Here is a 15511-nt window from a genome sequence, read left to right on the forward strand (position 1 = left end):
AAAATGAAAAAGACGATATATCTTATTTTCGCGGCACTAACTTTGGTAAGTTGCGACGAATTTCTTTTAAAAGAGGATCCTACAGCAACTTCGTTTGTTGAATTTTTTAACGACGAAGAAGATTTAAGGCGGGTAATTTATAGTAGTTACTTAGATGTCTTTACTCTTACATCAAATAGGCGAACCATGTTTTATATGGACGAAGGGAAGTCTGACAATGCCTATAGTCGACTTGAGGGCGACAATCATCAACGCATTGCTAATGGTAATTTTAATAGTAACACAGACGCATTTTTGTATTACTATGAATTGCAGATGAAACACTTGGGACGATTGAATACGTTTATTGATAATGCTGATATCCCTTATGTCGAAGATGAAGCTGTTCGGCAGAAATACAAGAGTGTACTTGAAGCATTGCGTGTGTGGCACTACTTTCGTTTAACTTTCCGCTGGGGAAATGTACCTTTTCATTTGCAGCCTGCTGATTTGACGGATGCCAAGCAACCTGCAACAGAAAAAGAAGAGATTTTGGAACAATTGTTTCCTTTGGCTGAGCAGATTGCCTCCAGATTACCAGCAGAAGAATATACCACGGATAAATACATGTTCAATAGGTATTCGTTAAAAGCAATAACCATGCGTTATGCACTGTACAACGAGCGGTATGATTTAGCTGCGAAATTGGCTAAGGAGATCATGGATAGTGGTAATTATGCGTTACATCCGGTTTATTCTGACTTGTTTCAATATGAAGCTTGTTCTGATAATAACGAGTTTATCATGCATTTAGACCGGGAGAGTAATGGGAATAGATCAACTTATACTTTCCGGGATATGGGCCCTCACTACCGCACAGGAGGAGGTCAGTCCTACTTGGTGCCTTTAAAAGCTTTGGTCGATTCGTATTGGACGCTACAAGGGCGGCCAATTGCTCAATGTCCTTTGCACACGAAAAAGGAGTATGAGCTTGATCCCACTTTAAACCGGGATCCTCGTTACGCTGTTAGTATCATGGGACACGGAGATGAGTTTTATGGCGAAGCGATTGACATCTACAATTCAAATAATCCGATGTTTTATGAGAACCAACGGGCAAGTAGCTCCGGTTATTGGTTCCGCAAATTTGTTTCGGAAGCAGATGCATTTAAGTCTGGAGGAACAGGAAATATGGAGTTTGCATTTTTACGTTATGCAGAAGTATTGCTGACATATGCAGAAGCCAAGATCATGCAGAACCAGGTAGATGCTCTTGCTAAAAGCTGTATCAATCAAATTAGAGAACGTGCTGGTTTAGACATGACCGTTGCTGATGTTACTTTGCCAGAGTACGATTCTTATACGCAACAGCAGTGGATTGACTTAATTCGTAATGAACGCCGAATTGAATTAGCGGGAGAGGGACTGCGTTACAATGATCTTATTCGGTGGCGAATTGCAGAACAAACTTTGAACCAGCCAGCACTCGGACACACGCGTGAAGTAAATGGACAATTAGAATCTTTAAAAATCGAAGATCGCTCATTTAAATCAAACAATTACCTGTGGCCGTTCCACGAAAATAGTTTGCGGGTAAATCCGGGGCTGAAACAAAATCCTGGCTACTAAAATTGCTTGATCGAGAGATTTAGCTAATAGAAATTGAATATTATTTTCCCGTTTTGAATTAGAGTAATTGCTATTTTTTTTCATATCCCCGTCATTCTATTGGCGGGGATTTTTTATTGTCAATAAGTTTGGGCTTATGGATTCGGCAATCCTTGAAATAAGCCTTACTTTTAGGGCTGATTCATGTTGTTGATCGTTTAATATTTGTCTATGAAAGCCGCTTCAGTAAAAGAAATCCGTGATGAGCTGAAAATATACACGCCTGAGCAATTGCAGGAGTTATGTCTTCGTTTGGCACGTTTTAAAAAGGAAAATAAAGAATTGCTGACCTACTTACTATTTGAAGCTGGCGATGAGCAGGCTTATATTCATGGAGTCCAGGAAGAAATAGATGCCGGATTTGCTGCAATCAATTTTCGAAGTATTTATTTGGTCAAAAAGAGTTTGCGCAAGATTTTACGCGACACAAACAAGTATATTCGTTATTCAGCAGTTAAAACGACGGAGATTGATCTACTAATCTACTTTTGCAGGAAGGTGAGAACCTCTAAAATCCCTTTGTCAAAAAGCCTGGTGTTGCGGAACCTCTATGCAAGGCAGGTGGCTAAAATTGAAAAGCTTTTAGCCAAAATGCACGAAGATATTCAGTTTGACTACGAAGATGATATCACTTTCTTAAAGGCATAAAAAAAACGAAGCTAGTTGCCCAACTCCGTTTTTTTTGTATGGTTTTGTTGAAGTATTTAATCGTATTGATGGTCGCTGTTTTCAGCATCACCACATTCGCAATCGCAACCCAAACCTTTTTCATACTGTTCCAATGCACGTAAACTCATTCCCATAGAAGAGAATCCGCCGTCGTGGAAAAGGTTTTGCATGGTTACTTTGCGGGTTAAGTCTGAGAAGAGCGTGATACAGTAATCAGCACATTCATCGCCTGAAGCATTACCCAGTGGAGACATACGTTCTCCGAAATCAAGCAACTTGCCAATTCCTTTTACTCCACTTCCTGCAGTAGTTACCGTAGGAGATTGAGAAACGGTATTGATTCGAACACGACGCTCACGACCATAAATGTATCCGAAGCTACGGGCAATTGACTCCAGTAAAGCTTTGGCATCAGCCATGTCGTTGTAGCCGTAGAATGTACGCTGGGCAGCAACGTAGGATAAGGCAACAACTGAACCCCATTCGTTAATGGCATCCAACTGACGGGATACTTGCAATACTTTGTGGAATGAAACAGCTGAAATATCCAGTGTTTTGCTTAGGAAGTTGTAGTCCAAATCACTGTAGTGACGTCCTTTCCGAACGTTTGGCGACATGCCAATTGAGTGAAGGATGAAATCGATTTTACCTCCTAACACTTCCATTGATTTTTTAACCAGGTTTTCCAGGTCTTCAACATTGGTGGCATCAGCTGCAATGAGCTCTGCACCACATTTTTCAGCAAGTTTTGCTGTGTCTCCCATGCGCAAGGCAATGGCAGTATTGGTTAATGTAAAGCTTGCTCCTTCTTCATGAGCCCTTTCGGCAACTTTCCATGCAATAGAGTCTGCATTTAGAGCTCCGAAAATGATTCCTTTTTTACCTTTAAGTAAATTATAAGCCATGATTTTAAATTTATGAGTAAAACAACTCTCGTTTAAAATGGTTGTAAAAATTTTTCAAACAATAAAAAAACCGGCTTCTGCCGGCATTTTCTAGATCTTTTCGATGCTGTTGACAGGCAACCATCCCTGGTTGCCATCAGCTAATCGGATTTCTCTCCAGCTTCCCAAGCTGTCTTTTATTTCGACTTTTAATCCTTCATGAATCAGGAATAAGTCGGTTCCACTTTCCGATGGCGAACTTTTTACCGTAACACTTGGCTGGGTAATGATCGCAAAGTTGTGGTTTGTCATCCGATTTTTCTGCCGGGCGGCAAAGTTAAAACTAAAAATGGAAATGGCTAGAATTAATATTCCAAACCAAAATGAGAACCGTTTTATGGCTACAGTCCTAGTAAAAACAAATACTCCAGCCAAAACTAGCAAGAGAATAAACGCTCCGACGCTAATTTTAGCCCATCCATCAGCCGATTTTTTATTGGCTAAATTATGCCACCAACGCACAAAGAAGACTTGTGGTAAGGGATCAATCGCATCAACAACATGTTGGTTGGCCAATTCCAGGTTAAACTGGACATCTTCATCATTTGGGGCGAGTAATTTTGCCCGTTCGTATTGAATAATGGCTTGTGTTACCTGCCCATCTTTATACAAGGCATTGCCCAAGTTATAATACACCTCAGCTGATTCCTGGTTGCTGTTTAGTATTTCCTGATAAGCAGCAATTGCTTCCTGATATTCTTGATTTGAGTAATGGGCATTGGCTTTTTCCAGCAAACTATCCTGTGCGGTTGCTGAAACAGCCCAAAGTGATATAATTAGAATTTGAAAGATTATTTTCATTGTCTCAGGTATTAACGAATTTGTTTTTCAAGTTTTCCCATTAGGCTGGCAGCTTGTTGGAAAAGTTCATCTTTGGTTCCTCCAACAGCACTTGGGGCGTAACGGGCAAATTCACAGGTATCCACAATTTGAATAAATTCATTAATCGTATCAGAAGAAACCTGACGCTTTTTAAGCGATTCAGTTGCATTTTCACGATTCAGGTCGGCTACCGGGATGCTCAACTTATCGCTAAGGTAACCCCAGAAAGCTTTCAAAACGGCTTCGTAGAATGCTTCGTCTTGGTTTTGCTTCAAGTGTCCTGCGGCAGCCTTCAGACGTTTGCGGGCAACTTTGTTTGCTTTCTTATTTCTAATCAATTGAATGTTGGCGTTTTCCTTCAGCTTTTTGCGATACACTAAAGCTACAATAGCAAATACCAATAAAGCTCCCAGGTAGATCAAATAAAAGCTTAAACTACCAAAGAACGAAGATTCTTTTGGTTTTAGCTTATACTGTCCTTGTTTGATGAAGCGAATGTCCTTCCCAATAAACCGGACATCTTCTTTCGAATAGGCGCTGGTAACGGTCGTACTTTGATCATCACTGCCTTTTTCAACTTGCAGGTTGAAGGCTTTTGACTGATCATATTTGTATTTTCCTGAAGCCGGATCAAAACTGGCAAATTGAATGGCCGGAATGGTGTATTCACTGGCAAAACGTGGAATGAAAAGGTATTCAAAAGTTTTGCTGCCTGTTAGTCCGTTGCTGGTTGCATTCAGGCTTTCATTGGTCTTCGGATCATAAACCTCAAAGTCTGCCGGAAATTCAACCTTTGGCGCATCGATCAAGCGGAGGTTGCCATTCCCCGAAATAGTAACTTTCAAGGTTGCTGCTTCGTTTGATTTCAGCTGTTCTTTATCTAGCGAGGCTGAGAATTTCAAATTTCCAACAGCTCCAGAGAAACTGGCAGGAGGATTCGGCAAATCTTTCACCTGAATATTCACCGGATCGCTAACGACTTTAGCTTCAATCGTACGATAATTGTCGAAGAAATCATCGAAGAAGCTTCGTTGCTGGCGGACCCGCTGCCTTACAAGGCAAGTAATTTCGAATGGATCGATGGTGATCTTGCCTGTCTGTTGTGGAAAAAGAAGGGTCTTTTTTAAGATGCCCACCTGGTAAATCTTGTTGTTATAAACCTCGCGCGTAAAACTAATTTGATTCGGAATGTCGATTTCTTGGGTCCAGAACCCTGCGTAGGAAGGGAGCTTTACATCGTTAAAACTGGTTATTGGGACATTCGGAGCCACATAAATTTTAACGGTCGCCAAAATCTGTTCGCTTTTAAATACCCGCCGTTTGTCAAGCTCAACCCTAACAAAAAGGTCTTCCTTATTGATTGAGCCGCTGGCCGCCGCCGCTTGCTCTTGTTGGCCTCCTTGTGAGGTCACTGGCTTTTGCCCTTTTACAACCTGAATCTTCAGTTCGTTGGACTCGTAAATCTTTCCATCTACTTTTATGGATGCCGGGCGAATAGTAAACGTTCCTTCCTCTTTGGCTCGTAAAATAAAAATGTAGGAAAAACTAACTGTCTGGGTGGTTTTTCCATTGATAATCTGAATGCTGGAACTTTGCGAGGTGGATGGTCCCATCAGAATATCGAAATTTGGTATTTCGGGCATTTGTAGGTCCGAACCGCGCTCGTTTAAGGTAAAGGATAAACGAAACTGTTCGCCTACGGTCACCACATTGGGGCCCGACATGTTAAACCGAACACTGTCGGCTCCGGCATAAAATGCCGGAATGAGAAGCATGAGTGTAACTAATATTTTTTTAATCATTGTGCTGATTTATGCTTTGATTAAAATTTTTGCAAAAGTAAGAAATAATCAACTACCAGTCTTTGTCTGTTTTTCGCTGTTGGGCTTTTGCAGCCTTGGCTTTCTTCACTTTCTCCTGAATTTTTTCTTCGTCATTTTGCAGAGCTTGCAATAACCGTTCCGCATTTTCCTTAGATATTTTTTGCTGTTGTGGTTGTTGCTGCTGTTGTTGTTTATCTTGATTTTGTTGTTGTTTGTCCTGATTCTGCTGTTGCTTATTCTGGTCTTGCTGATCCTTGTTTTGTTGATCTTTATTTTGATCTTGGTTTTTATTCTGGTCCTGATTTTTGTTTTGGTCTTGGTTCTGGTTTTGATCCTTATTCTGATCTTTGTTCTGATCCTGATTTTGCTGCTGCTGTTGTTGTTCTTGCTGTTTTTTCAGGTTCATGGCATACACCAGGTTATATTTACTTTCCAAGTCTTCCGGATTATTTCGCAAGGCATTTTTATAAGCATCAATGCTTTCATCAAGCTTATTCTGCATCATCATGGAGTTTCCCAGGTTGTGGAATGCCCGTGCCTTTTCAAGTTTATCATCACTTTTTTCAGCTATTTCCTCAAATTTTGACGTGGCCTGTTCAAACTTCATTTGTTTGTAAAGTGCATCGCCCAGGTTAAAATTCCATTTCAAATCATCGGGGCGTTTCTCCAATGCTTTGCGGTATGCCGTTTCAGCTTGACTAAACGCGGTAGTATCAATTTTTGTTGTATCGTTAAGGGCTTGCTCAAAAATATCATTCCCCTGCCGTATAAACTTGCGCTCGTTTTGTGCTTGTGCACTAATGCCAATAAGCAGCAGGCCAATAATCAATGTGAAATATGGTATAAATGATCTCTTCATTTGATGTCAATTTAAACGTTCAACGGTCATCGTTTACCAACTTGCTCGTTGGCTGTTTCATTATCCAAATAGTTTGATGTTCTTCAAATATTTGTTTTTGCGCTCGAGGATTAAGAAATCCAATAAAATCAAGAATATGGCGAAGGCAATAAACCACTGGAACTGGTCTTCGTAATCCGAATAAACCAGCGACTCCATTTCTGATTTTTCCATCTTATCAATTTCGTTGAAAAGTGTATTCAGTCCCACTTGGGCATTGTTTGCTCTCACATAAATCCCGTTTCCGGCAGCAGCAATCTGCTGTAGCATTTCTTCGTTCAACTTCGTCACTACCACATTGCCATCTTTATCTTTCCGATAGTCGCGCTGTCCGTTTCTGACGACTGGAATGGGGCCTCCTTGCGGTAATCCCATGCCAATGGTGTGGACAATGATTCCGTTTTGAGCTGCACTTGTTGCTGCTCCAATAGCGTCATCTTCGTGGTTCTCTCCATCGGTAATGATGACGATGGCCTTGTTGCCTTCAAACTGAGGGCTGAAGGATACCGAAGCCAGTTCGATGGCAGCCCCAATAGCTGTTCCTTGCCGGGGAACGATGTCGGTATTCACGGCATTTAAAAACAGTTTTGCCGAAGGATAATCGGTGGTAATGGGCAACTGTGTGTAAGCATCGCCAGCAAAAACGATTAAGCCAATTTTGTCATCATTCAAATTATCAACCAATCTGGAAATTGCCCGTTTGGCTCTTTCTAGCCGATTGGGTTGAATATCTTCGGCCATCATCGAGTTGGAAACATCCAATGCAATGATTAACTCAACGCCTTCGCGTTTAACGGTTTTAAGCTTGCTGCCAAACTGAGGTCGGGCCGTGGCAATAATCAATGAAGCCAAAGCAAACAGACAGATGATAAATTTGACAACAGGTCGCGATTTGCTGACATTGGGCATCAGTTGGCTGATGACTTCTGTTTGCCCGAAACGCTCCAATGCTTTTCTGCGTCTTCGGCGTGTTATCCAAAATAATATGATGAACACTGGGATAACTCCCAATGCATATAAATACTCAATATGTGCGAATCTGAACATTTCCATAATTACCTAGCGTTAAGGAATGTTTCTAAATAAAGTTGTTTTCAGGAATAGGCCAGTAACCAAAACTAGTCCGGCTAGCATAGCATAGCGAACAAATTCTTCGTCTTTGGTACTGTATTCCTTGACTTCCATTTTTGATTTCTCCAACTGGTCAATTTCTTCGTAAATCTGTACCAGCTTGTCATTGTTGGTTGCTCTGAAGTAGCGCCCGTCAGTGATGTCCGCAATCTTTTGCAAGGTCTCTTCATCAATTTTGACTTCTACATCCTGCATCTGAGTACCAAATGGCGTTTGCACAGGGTAGGGGGCAGTTCCAATACTTCCCACACCGACAGTGTACACCCGAATTCCAAATGTTTTTGCCAGTTCGGCTGCAGTCTCCGGTGCAATTTCACCTCGGTTGTTTTCTCCATCAGTTAGCAGAATGATGACTTTGCTGATGGCATCACTTTCTTTTAGGCGGGCGACAGATGTTGCCAAGCCGTTTCCAATAGCTGTTCCATCTTCAATCATGCCACTTTCAATGTCTTTAAATAAATTGATAAGTACGGCATGGTCGGTTGTCAATGGGCATTGGGTAAAGCTTTCGCCACTAAAAACAACAAATCCCATCTTGTCATTCTGGCGTCCGGAAATAAACTCGGTAGCCACGTTTTTTGCTGCTTCCAGACGGTTGGGCTGGAAATCGCGTGCCAGCATAGAGCTGGAAATATCAAGTGCAATAACAATGTCAATTCCTTCGGTAGTTACATCCTGCCAACTGTTGGACGATTGAGGTCGCGCCAGTGCTACTGTCAACAATCCAATGCCCGCCAGTTGCAACACAAAGGGCAAGTGGCGGAGGTAGTGTTTCCAGCTCTTGGTTAATCCGCTAAATCCTTTCAGTGATGAATAGCGGATACTGGCTCCCGATTTTCGGTACCTGAAAACGTACCAAACAACCATTGGAAGGATTACCAAAAGGAGGTAAAAAAACTCCGGATTTTTAAAAGTTACTCCGTTCATCATAGCTCACTTATTTTAACTCGACTTCTTCACCTTCCCGGTCATCTTTTGGCGGAGTCGGCTTTTTATCTTCTAACTTGGTTTGGTTCACAAAAAAGTAGGCGTTCATCAGGGTCAGGTTATGATCGTCAGGAAGTGGGGTGTACTTCGCAAATTTGACCAAATCAGAGAGGCTAAGAATCGACTTTAACTCTTCGAGTGATTTCCCCGAGAGTAATTCCTTCTGCCGTTCAAAAGCCTGAATGGTTTCTTCTGTAGTATACTCCATGGCCTGAATGTTAAACCGATCTTCAATATAGGTTCGAAGCGTATCAGACACCATACTATAATAGTCTTTCAAGTGCTCGGTTTGCCATAACTTTTCATCCTTAATTCGATCCAATTCTCGCAATGCGATGACGTGAGCCGGCTCTTTGGGCTTCGGTGGTTTTACAAACAGCGGTTTGTTTTTACGACGACGCTGAATGTAGTAAAACAAGAAGAAGATCAATGCTCCAATCAGGATAACTCCCAGAATATAAGGTGTCACTTCCTTCAAGGTAACCGGAGCACCATAGGGTTTTTTAATGTCAACAGGCCCTTTGGTTGTATCTAGGGGCATGCTGTGTACAAAAAATGATGCCGGCAGTGTTTCGATGCTATCGTAAAGGTTATCGTATTTCAACCTGAAATAAAAGGGTGGTACGACTTGTTGACCACTGTCAAAAGACGTGATGGTCAGGTTTTGGATAATCCGGATTTGATTTTCTTCATCCAGCTCGAAGGTATCGAGCGGTGATTGAGCAATTACTTCGACCGAAGCAGACAAGGAGTCTCCAATTGCCGGAAACTCAATGTCCAGGTTATTCGGTTGGCTAAGTTCAAGCCGCAGATTAACCTGATCACCGATCAGAATATTGGTTGAATCCAGAACAGCCCGGGCTTGTATCTGCTGTGCCTGGGCCAGTTGTACCTGTAGAACAAACAGGCTGAGTACGATGGCTATGTTCTTCAGTTTCTTCATTCGTATTTATGCTTTTAAACCTCGCTTTTTGAATAGGGTCATCAGCGATTTCACATAGTCTGCATTGGTATTGATTTCGGCATAGTCAACGCCGCTTTTCTTGAATGTTGTATCCAATTGCCGACTAGTGTCCTGCCACCATTTGGCATAGGTGTCGCGAACTTTTTTGCTGCTACTGTCCACCCACGCGTATTCACCGGTTTCGGCATCTTTTAGTTTGATCATGCCAATTGGGGGCAGCTGAGTTTCCCGTTCATCATAGATGCGCAAAGCAACAATGTCGTGTTTGTTATTGGCAATGGTCAGCGCTTTGTCAAAATCCGGATCGTCTTGTAAAAAGTCGGATATGATAAAACCAGTACACCGCTTTTTGATGGCATTGGTCATGTAACGGATCGCTTCTGTAATATCGGTTCCTTTGTTTTCCGGCTCAAAGTCGATCAATTCACGGATAATGCGTAAAATATGAGACTTTCCTTTTTTCGGAGGAATGAATTTTTCAATCTTCTCAGAAAAGAAAATAACCCCAATTTTATCGTTGTTTTGAATGGCCGAAAAGGAAAGAATGGCTGAGATTTCGGTGATCACGTTCTTTTTGAATTTGTCCAATGATCCGAAATCCCGCGATCCACTGACATCAATCAAAAGCATCACGGTTAGTTCGCGTTCTTCCTCAAAAATCTTGATGTACGGTTTATTGTATCGAGCAGTCACATTCCAGTCGATGTTGCGAACATCATCGCCAAACTGGTATTCGCGAACCTCGCTGAAAGCCATTCCGCGCCCTTTAAAAGCCGAGTGGTATTCACCCGCAAAGATGTTACGGCTCAACCCTCGGGTTTTAATTTCAATCTTCCGTACTTTTTTTAGTAATTCCGTGTGTTCCATCAAACAATTTTTTCAAAATTGAAATTCCGTGCTACAAAATAATTGGCTCCAAGTAAGCCGGATAAGCAATGAAATATTGATCACAAGCTGCTTTCAAGTTCACTCATCCGATTCCTTTTGGATGTTGGAATTTAGTTCCTGCTATGGAACTTCAATGGTATTCAGAATATCTGTAATAATCTCTTCGCTTGTAATGTTATTGGCCTCTGCCTCGTAGCTCAAGCCGATCCGGTGGCGCATAACATCATAGCAAACAGCACGAACATCTTCTGGAATGACGTAGCCGCGACGTTTGATGAAGGCGTAAGCTTTGGCTGCCTGGGCTAAACTGATGCTGGCACGAGGAGAACCTCCGTATGCGATCATATCAGCATATTTTTCCAGCTTGTATTCTTTTGGATCACGAGTGGCAAATACAATGTCGACAATGTATTTACTGATCTTCTCGTCCAAATAAACATCTTTAACCACATTGCGGGCGTTTAAAATATCTTCGGGCTTAAGAATGGTTGTTGCCTTTGGAAATTGCTTCAGCAAGTTTTGCTGGATGATCAGTTTTTCCTCTTCTTTTTTAGGGTAGTTGATAACCACCTTCAGCATAAAACGGTCAACCTGTGCTTCTGGTAGCGGGTAGGTTCCTTCCTGCTCAATGGGGTTTTGAGTGGCCATAACCAAGAATGGCTCCTGCAGCTTAAAGGTTTCGTCGCCAATGGTAATCTGACGTTCCTGCATGGCCTCAAGCAAGGCAGACTGTACTTTGGCTGGGGCCCGGTTAATCTCATCCGCCAAAACAAAGTTGGTGAAGATGGGACCTTTTTTTACCATAAATTCCTCGTTCTTCTGACTGTAAATCATTGTCCCCAGCAAGTCGGCAGGAAGTAGGTCGGGGGTGAACTGAATACGGGCAAAATCAGCGTTAATGGTTTGCGAAAGGGTATTAATGGCTAAGGTTTTTGCAAGCCCCGGAACACCTTCTAGTAAAATATGTCCTCCGGAAAGCAAGCCGATTAATAAACTTTCTACCAGGTGTTTTTGTCCAACGATGACTTTATTCATCTCAATACTGATCAAATCCACAAAAGAACTTTCCTTTTGGATTCGTTCGTTCAATTCACGAATATCAACTGTTTGATCCATATTTATTCTATTTATTTTTCGATTTCGGTTCACGAAAATACAGCAAACTAGTCCTAAAAAGGATGTAACTTTGTTAAAAAGTGTTAAGTTAACTTTTGCTGAAAGAGCTGTAAAATTAATAATTTCAGCTAGCTGTTCAGCCTTTTTAGATATCTTTTTTACATTTGCCAAAAATCTTGATTTTGAAACAGCGATACTTCATCGAATTAGCTTATAACGGAACTCGTTTTCATGGGTGGCAAGTTCAGCCAAATGCTGTGAGTGTGCAGGAAACACTGGAAAAGGCCTTGAGTACAGTTTGTCGGGAAGAGATTGCCGTGATGGGAGCCGGACGTACGGATACTGGGGTACATGCCAGTTATTTTGTGGCTCATTTTGAGTCGGAAAAGGACAGCTTGGATCATCCGGACTTTACGTATAAGTTGAATAGCTTTTTGTGTGCGGATCTGGTGCTGTTTCGAATTAGCAAGGTTGGGGAACAAGCGCATGCCCGTTTCGATGCGACCTCGCGTACCTATCATTATTTTATCAATCAACGAAAAGATCCGTTTGCTCTTGAAACGTCGTGGTATATGAACCGCGAACTGGATGTTTACAAGATGAATGTGGCTTGTGCTGTTTTATTCGATTATGTTGACTTTACAAGTTTCAGCCGACTGCATACCGATGTGAAGACCAACAATTGTAAAATTTACTTTGCCCGTTGGGTGCAGAAAGATCATGGGGTGGTTTTTACCATTAAAGCTGATCGTTTCTTGCGCAATATGGTTCGGGCAATTGTGGGCACCATGGTTCAGGTAGGGCTGGGAAAACTGTCGATTGCTGAGTTTCGCAAAGTTATTGAAGCAAAGGATCGTGGTTTAGCTGGAGCTTCGGCGCCTGCTCAAGGTCTTTTTCTAGCTAACATTACCTACCCCGAAGATGTGTTTCAACATATGGAAGAATAAGATTACATTGACAGTTCCCCAATTTATTTTTGAATTTCCTTCTAGTTATATTTAGCCAGAAAGGTTCCAGCCTTCATAGTCTCTTTCTTCTTATCGTTTCCTCCTGAACCCAAATTACATTTGAAGCATATTTTTTCTCCTTCTTTGATGAATGAAGGAGCATAGCCATTTAATTAGGCAAACAGCATCGTTTTTGTTTTAAGAAGTTTCAAAATTTAAGGAATTCCTTCCAAAACCTGACAATTTATATTGTTTCTAAGACTGGGGCTGCTAATTTTGAACTTCGAAACAAAACCAATAAACAAAATTATGCACAAACAATTATTGTTAGGGGTTGAAGCGATTGGCCAAGGAGCGATTGATGGAGGCATGTCGGGAGTATATGCTTATCCGGGAACACCTTCAACTGAAATCACAGAATATATCCAGGAGAATAAATTAGCAATTGAACGTGGGCTGCATAGTAAGTGGTCGGCGAATGAGAAGACGGCTTACGAAACTGCATTGGGAATGAGTTATGCAGGCAAACGAACAATGGCTTGCATGAAACATGTTGGGCTTAATGTTGCTGCTGATGCTTTTATCAACTCGGCCATTACCGGTGTTAATGGTGGTTTTATTGTAACTGTAGCTGACGATCCATCTATGCACTCTTCGCAAAACGAGCAAGATTCACGCTACTATGGTAAGTTCGCCATGATTCCTGTCTTGGAGCCTTCAAATCAGCAGGAAGCCTACGATATGGCTCGTGAAGGTTTTGAGCTTTCAGAAAAAACCGGAGTTCCTGTGATGCTGCGGATAACCACTCGTTTGGCTCACTCCAGGGCTGGGGTCGATTGTAAAGCGGTTTTGGATGAAAATCAAACAGCTATGCCGCAAGATGCCCGTCAGTTTGTGCTTTTGCCTGGTATCGCACGACGTAGGTATAAGTCGTTGCTCGAAAAGCAGGCTGCTTTTGTGAAATTATCAGAAGGATCGAAATACAATAACTATTACGAAGGCGAAGAAAAAAGCCTTGGTATCATTAGCTGTGGTATTGCTTACAATTATTTGATGGAGAATTACCCGGAAGGTGACTGTCCTTATCCGGTATTGAAAATCTCTCAGTATCCAATTCCAGAAGAACAGGTTCGAAAAATGGAGGCTGAATGTGATGAGATTTTGGTTCTGGAAGAAGGATATCCTTTGGTTGAAGAACACTTGAAAGATTTCTTTGGAAAAGGAACACAGGTGAAGGGACGTTTGGATGGTAGCTTGCCTCGCGATGGGGAGCTGAATCCGGATTTGATTGCGAAAGCTTTGGGAAAAGACACTTCAACCGGACCAGACGTTCCCGGGTTGGTCGCCAACCGTCCTCCGGCGCTTTGCCAGGGCTGTGGGCATCAGGATGCTTATGAAGCAATGAATGAAGTGTTGGCTGACTATGGCAAAGGACACGTCTTTTCTGATATTGGCTGCTACACTTTAGGAGCTTTGCCACCATATGAAACAATCAACTCGTGTGTTGATATGGGGGCTTCGATAACCATGGCGAAGGGCGCTTCTGACGCCGGATTGCTTCCAGCGGTTGCCGTTATCGGGGACTCTACTTTTGCGCATTCCGGCATCACCGGTTTGTTGGATGCAGTCAATGAAAATGCCAATATCACGGTGGTTATTTCAGACAATGAGTCTGTCTCAATGACGGGAGGTCAGGATTCGTCGGCGCAAGGAAAAATTGAAAGCATTTGTCAAGGATTAGGAGTCGATCCTGAGCACATCCGGGTGATTGTACCGCTGAAAAAGAACCACGAAGAGTTGGTGAAGCTTTTCCGCGAAGAGCTGGCTTATGAAGGAGTATCTATTATTATTCCGCGTCGTGAGTGTATTCAACGGGCAAGTCGCAGAAAACGAAACTTGAAAAGACACGCCAATCATTAATTCGTAGTCAAAAAAACAAACAACCAGGGCTATCAACTTCTGATGAAACAAGATTTTAAATAGGAGCTTGATGCTGGTTCTAAATTCTTAAAAAATGAAGTCAAACATTATATTAGCCGGAGTTGGCGGACAAGGTATTTTATCGATTGCTGCGGCTTTAGGAACGGCAGCACTTGAAGATAACCTGTACATCAAACAAGCAGAAACACATGGTATGAGTCAACGTGGAGGAGCTGTTGTTTCTCACATGCGTATCTCGGATAAACCCATTGCCTCGGACTTGATTAAGCAAGGAACTGCTGACCTTATTTTGTCCGTTGAGCCGATGGAGGCTCTGCGCTACCTGCCTTTCTTGTCAGAGACAGGTTACTTGGTAACCAACACAACGCCATTTATTAATATTCCGAATTATCCGGATTACGAAGAGGTGATGGCTGCTGTGAAGGAGCAGCCTCGCTTTGTAGCTATTGATGCGGATCAGATGGCTAAAGATGCAGGTAATGCACGTTCCTCAAACATGGTGATGCTGGGAGCTGCCAGCCCTTTTATTGATATCGATTTTAAAATGCTGGAGGATGGTATCCGAAACGTATTTGGCCGTAAAGGCGAAGAAATCGTTGAGATTAACCTGAAAGCACTTCGCGCAGGCCGCGAATTTGCAGAGAATAATAAGTAGGTCTGTTTACAGAGATGTTTTTATCGAGTATATCGATTTAAAATGATTAACTAAAGTAGGCTGCCAGAGCAGATAAAAA

The 15511-nt window shown here is 42.2% G+C and carries 14 protein-coding genes; 5 read left to right on the forward strand and 9 right to left on the reverse strand.

Features of this window, described 5'->3' with window-relative positions; genetic code table 11:
- Positions 1-3 precede the first annotated feature (3 nt).
- The gene (locus BM156_RS08670; protein ID WP_093919679.1) at positions 4-1608 is read left to right on the forward strand and encodes a RagB/SusD family nutrient uptake outer membrane protein; all 1605 of its coding nucleotides are present in this window, start codon (positions 4-6) and stop codon (positions 1606-1608) included.
- Positions 1609-1818: 210 nt separating this feature from the next.
- Positions 1819-2295: a hypothetical protein gene (locus BM156_RS08675; protein ID WP_093919471.1), complete on the forward strand. Its 477-nt coding sequence runs from the start codon at positions 1819-1821 to the stop codon at positions 2293-2295.
- A 56-nt stretch (positions 2296-2351) separates the two neighbouring features.
- Here BM156_RS08675 and BM156_RS08680 read toward each other — a convergent pair whose 3' ends face one another.
- The 9 genes from BM156_RS08680 to BM156_RS08720 all read right to left on the reverse strand — a co-directional run bounded on the left by BM156_RS08680 (position 2352) and on the right by BM156_RS08720 (position 11889).
- Positions 2352-3221, reverse strand: a complete 870-nt coding sequence (locus BM156_RS08680) for an enoyl-ACP reductase FabI (RefSeq protein ID WP_093919472.1) — start codon at positions 3219-3221, stop codon at positions 2352-2354.
- A gap of 90 nt (positions 3222-3311) precedes the next feature.
- Positions 3312-4061: a tetratricopeptide repeat protein gene (locus BM156_RS08685; RefSeq protein ID WP_093919473.1), complete on the reverse strand. Its 750-nt coding sequence runs from the start codon at positions 4059-4061 to the stop codon at positions 3312-3314.
- A gap of 11 nt (positions 4062-4072) precedes the next feature.
- Positions 4073-5884, reverse strand: coding sequence for a BatD family protein (locus BM156_RS08690; RefSeq protein WP_093919474.1), 1812 nt, complete (start codon positions 5882-5884; stop codon positions 4073-4075).
- 52 nt (positions 5885-5936) lie between these two features.
- The gene (locus BM156_RS08695; RefSeq protein ID WP_139218242.1) at positions 5937-6764 is read right to left on the reverse strand and encodes a tetratricopeptide repeat protein; all 828 of its coding nucleotides are present in this window, start codon (positions 6762-6764) and stop codon (positions 5937-5939) included.
- A gap of 60 nt (positions 6765-6824) precedes the next feature.
- Positions 6825-7856: a vWA domain-containing protein gene (locus tag BM156_RS08700; RefSeq protein ID WP_244525724.1), complete on the reverse strand. Its 1032-nt coding sequence runs from the start codon at positions 7854-7856 to the stop codon at positions 6825-6827.
- Between the two features lie 12 nt (positions 7857-7868).
- On the reverse strand, positions 7869-8864 hold the full coding sequence (locus BM156_RS08705) for a vWA domain-containing protein (RefSeq protein ID WP_244525725.1): 996 nt from the start codon (positions 8862-8864) through the stop codon (positions 7869-7871).
- Between the two features lie 7 nt (positions 8865-8871).
- Positions 8872-9864, reverse strand: a complete 993-nt coding sequence (locus tag BM156_RS08710) for a hypothetical protein (RefSeq protein WP_093919475.1) — start codon at positions 9862-9864, stop codon at positions 8872-8874.
- 6 nt (positions 9865-9870) lie between these two features.
- Positions 9871-10752 carry a DUF58 domain-containing protein gene (locus tag BM156_RS08715; protein WP_093919476.1) on the reverse strand — a complete coding sequence of 294 codons (882 nt, stop codon included), beginning with the start codon at positions 10750-10752 and terminating at the stop codon, positions 9871-9873.
- 141 nt (positions 10753-10893) lie between these two features.
- Positions 10894-11889 (reverse strand): AAA family ATPase, encoded by a 996-nt coding sequence (locus BM156_RS08720; protein WP_093919477.1) that lies wholly within the window; start codon positions 11887-11889, stop codon positions 10894-10896.
- Between the two features lie 182 nt (positions 11890-12071).
- Between BM156_RS08720 and truA the strand changes: the two genes are divergently transcribed.
- From truA to BM156_RS08735, 3 genes are all read left to right on the forward strand, one after another.
- Positions 12072-12836: a tRNA pseudouridine(38-40) synthase TruA gene (gene truA, locus BM156_RS08725; protein WP_244525726.1), complete on the forward strand. Its 765-nt coding sequence runs from the start codon at positions 12072-12074 to the stop codon at positions 12834-12836.
- A gap of 309 nt (positions 12837-13145) precedes the next feature.
- The gene (locus BM156_RS08730) at positions 13146-14756 is read left to right on the forward strand and encodes a thiamine pyrophosphate-dependent enzyme (protein WP_093919479.1); all 1611 of its coding nucleotides are present in this window, start codon (positions 13146-13148) and stop codon (positions 14754-14756) included.
- Between the two features lie 94 nt (positions 14757-14850).
- The gene (locus tag BM156_RS08735; RefSeq protein WP_093919480.1) at positions 14851-15432 is read left to right on the forward strand and encodes an indolepyruvate oxidoreductase subunit beta; all 582 of its coding nucleotides are present in this window, start codon (positions 14851-14853) and stop codon (positions 15430-15432) included.
- The last annotated feature ends 79 nt before the right edge of the window (positions 15433-15511 follow it).

Origin of the sequence: Sunxiuqinia elliptica, assembly GCF_900113005.1 — a bacterium.
GTDB classification, from domain to species: Bacteria; Bacteroidota; Bacteroidia; order Bacteroidales; family Prolixibacteraceae; genus Sunxiuqinia; species Sunxiuqinia elliptica.

Bases quoted from the DNA above. Each gene is read 5' to 3' on its own strand.
- BM156_RS08735 (WP_093919480.1), top strand. From the start codon at position 14,851: ATGAAGTCAAACATTATATTAGCCGGAGTTGGCGGACAAGGTATTTTA.
- BM156_RS08730 (WP_093919479.1), top strand. From the start codon at position 13,146: ATGCACAAACAATTATTGTTAGGGGTTGAAGCGATTGGCCAAGGAGCG.
- BM156_RS08695 (WP_139218242.1), bottom strand. From the start codon at position 6,764: ATGAAGAGATCATTTATACCATATTTCACATTGATTATTGGCCTGCTG.
- BM156_RS08690 (WP_093919474.1), bottom strand. From the start codon at position 5,884: ATGATTAAAAAAATATTAGTTACACTCATGCTTCTCATTCCGGCATTT.
- BM156_RS08680 (WP_093919472.1), bottom strand. From the start codon at position 3,221: ATGGCTTATAATTTACTTAAAGGTAAAAAAGGAATCATTTTCGGAGCT.
- BM156_RS08670 (WP_093919679.1), top strand. From the start codon at position 4: ATGAAAAAGACGATATATCTTATTTTCGCGGCACTAACTTTGGTAAGT.
- BM156_RS08710 (WP_093919475.1), bottom strand. From the start codon at position 9,864: ATGAAGAAACTGAAGAACATAGCCATCGTACTCAGCCTGTTTGTTCTA.
- BM156_RS08675 (WP_093919471.1), top strand. From the start codon at position 1,819: ATGAAAGCCGCTTCAGTAAAAGAAATCCGTGATGAGCTGAAAATATAC.
- BM156_RS08685 (WP_093919473.1), bottom strand. From the start codon at position 4,061: ATGAAAATAATCTTTCAAATTCTAATTATATCACTTTGGGCTGTTTCA.
- BM156_RS08720 (WP_093919477.1), bottom strand. From the start codon at position 11,889: ATGGATCAAACAGTTGATATTCGTGAATTGAACGAACGAATCCAAAAG.
- BM156_RS08705 (WP_244525725.1), bottom strand. From the start codon at position 8,864: ATGATGAACGGAGTAACTTTTAAAAATCCGGAGTTTTTTTACCTCCTT.
- BM156_RS08715 (WP_093919476.1), bottom strand. From the start codon at position 10,752: ATGGAACACACGGAATTACTAAAAAAAGTACGGAAGATTGAAATTAAA.
- BM156_RS08700 (WP_244525724.1), bottom strand. From the start codon at position 7,856: ATGGAAATGTTCAGATTCGCACATATTGAGTATTTATATGCATTGGGA.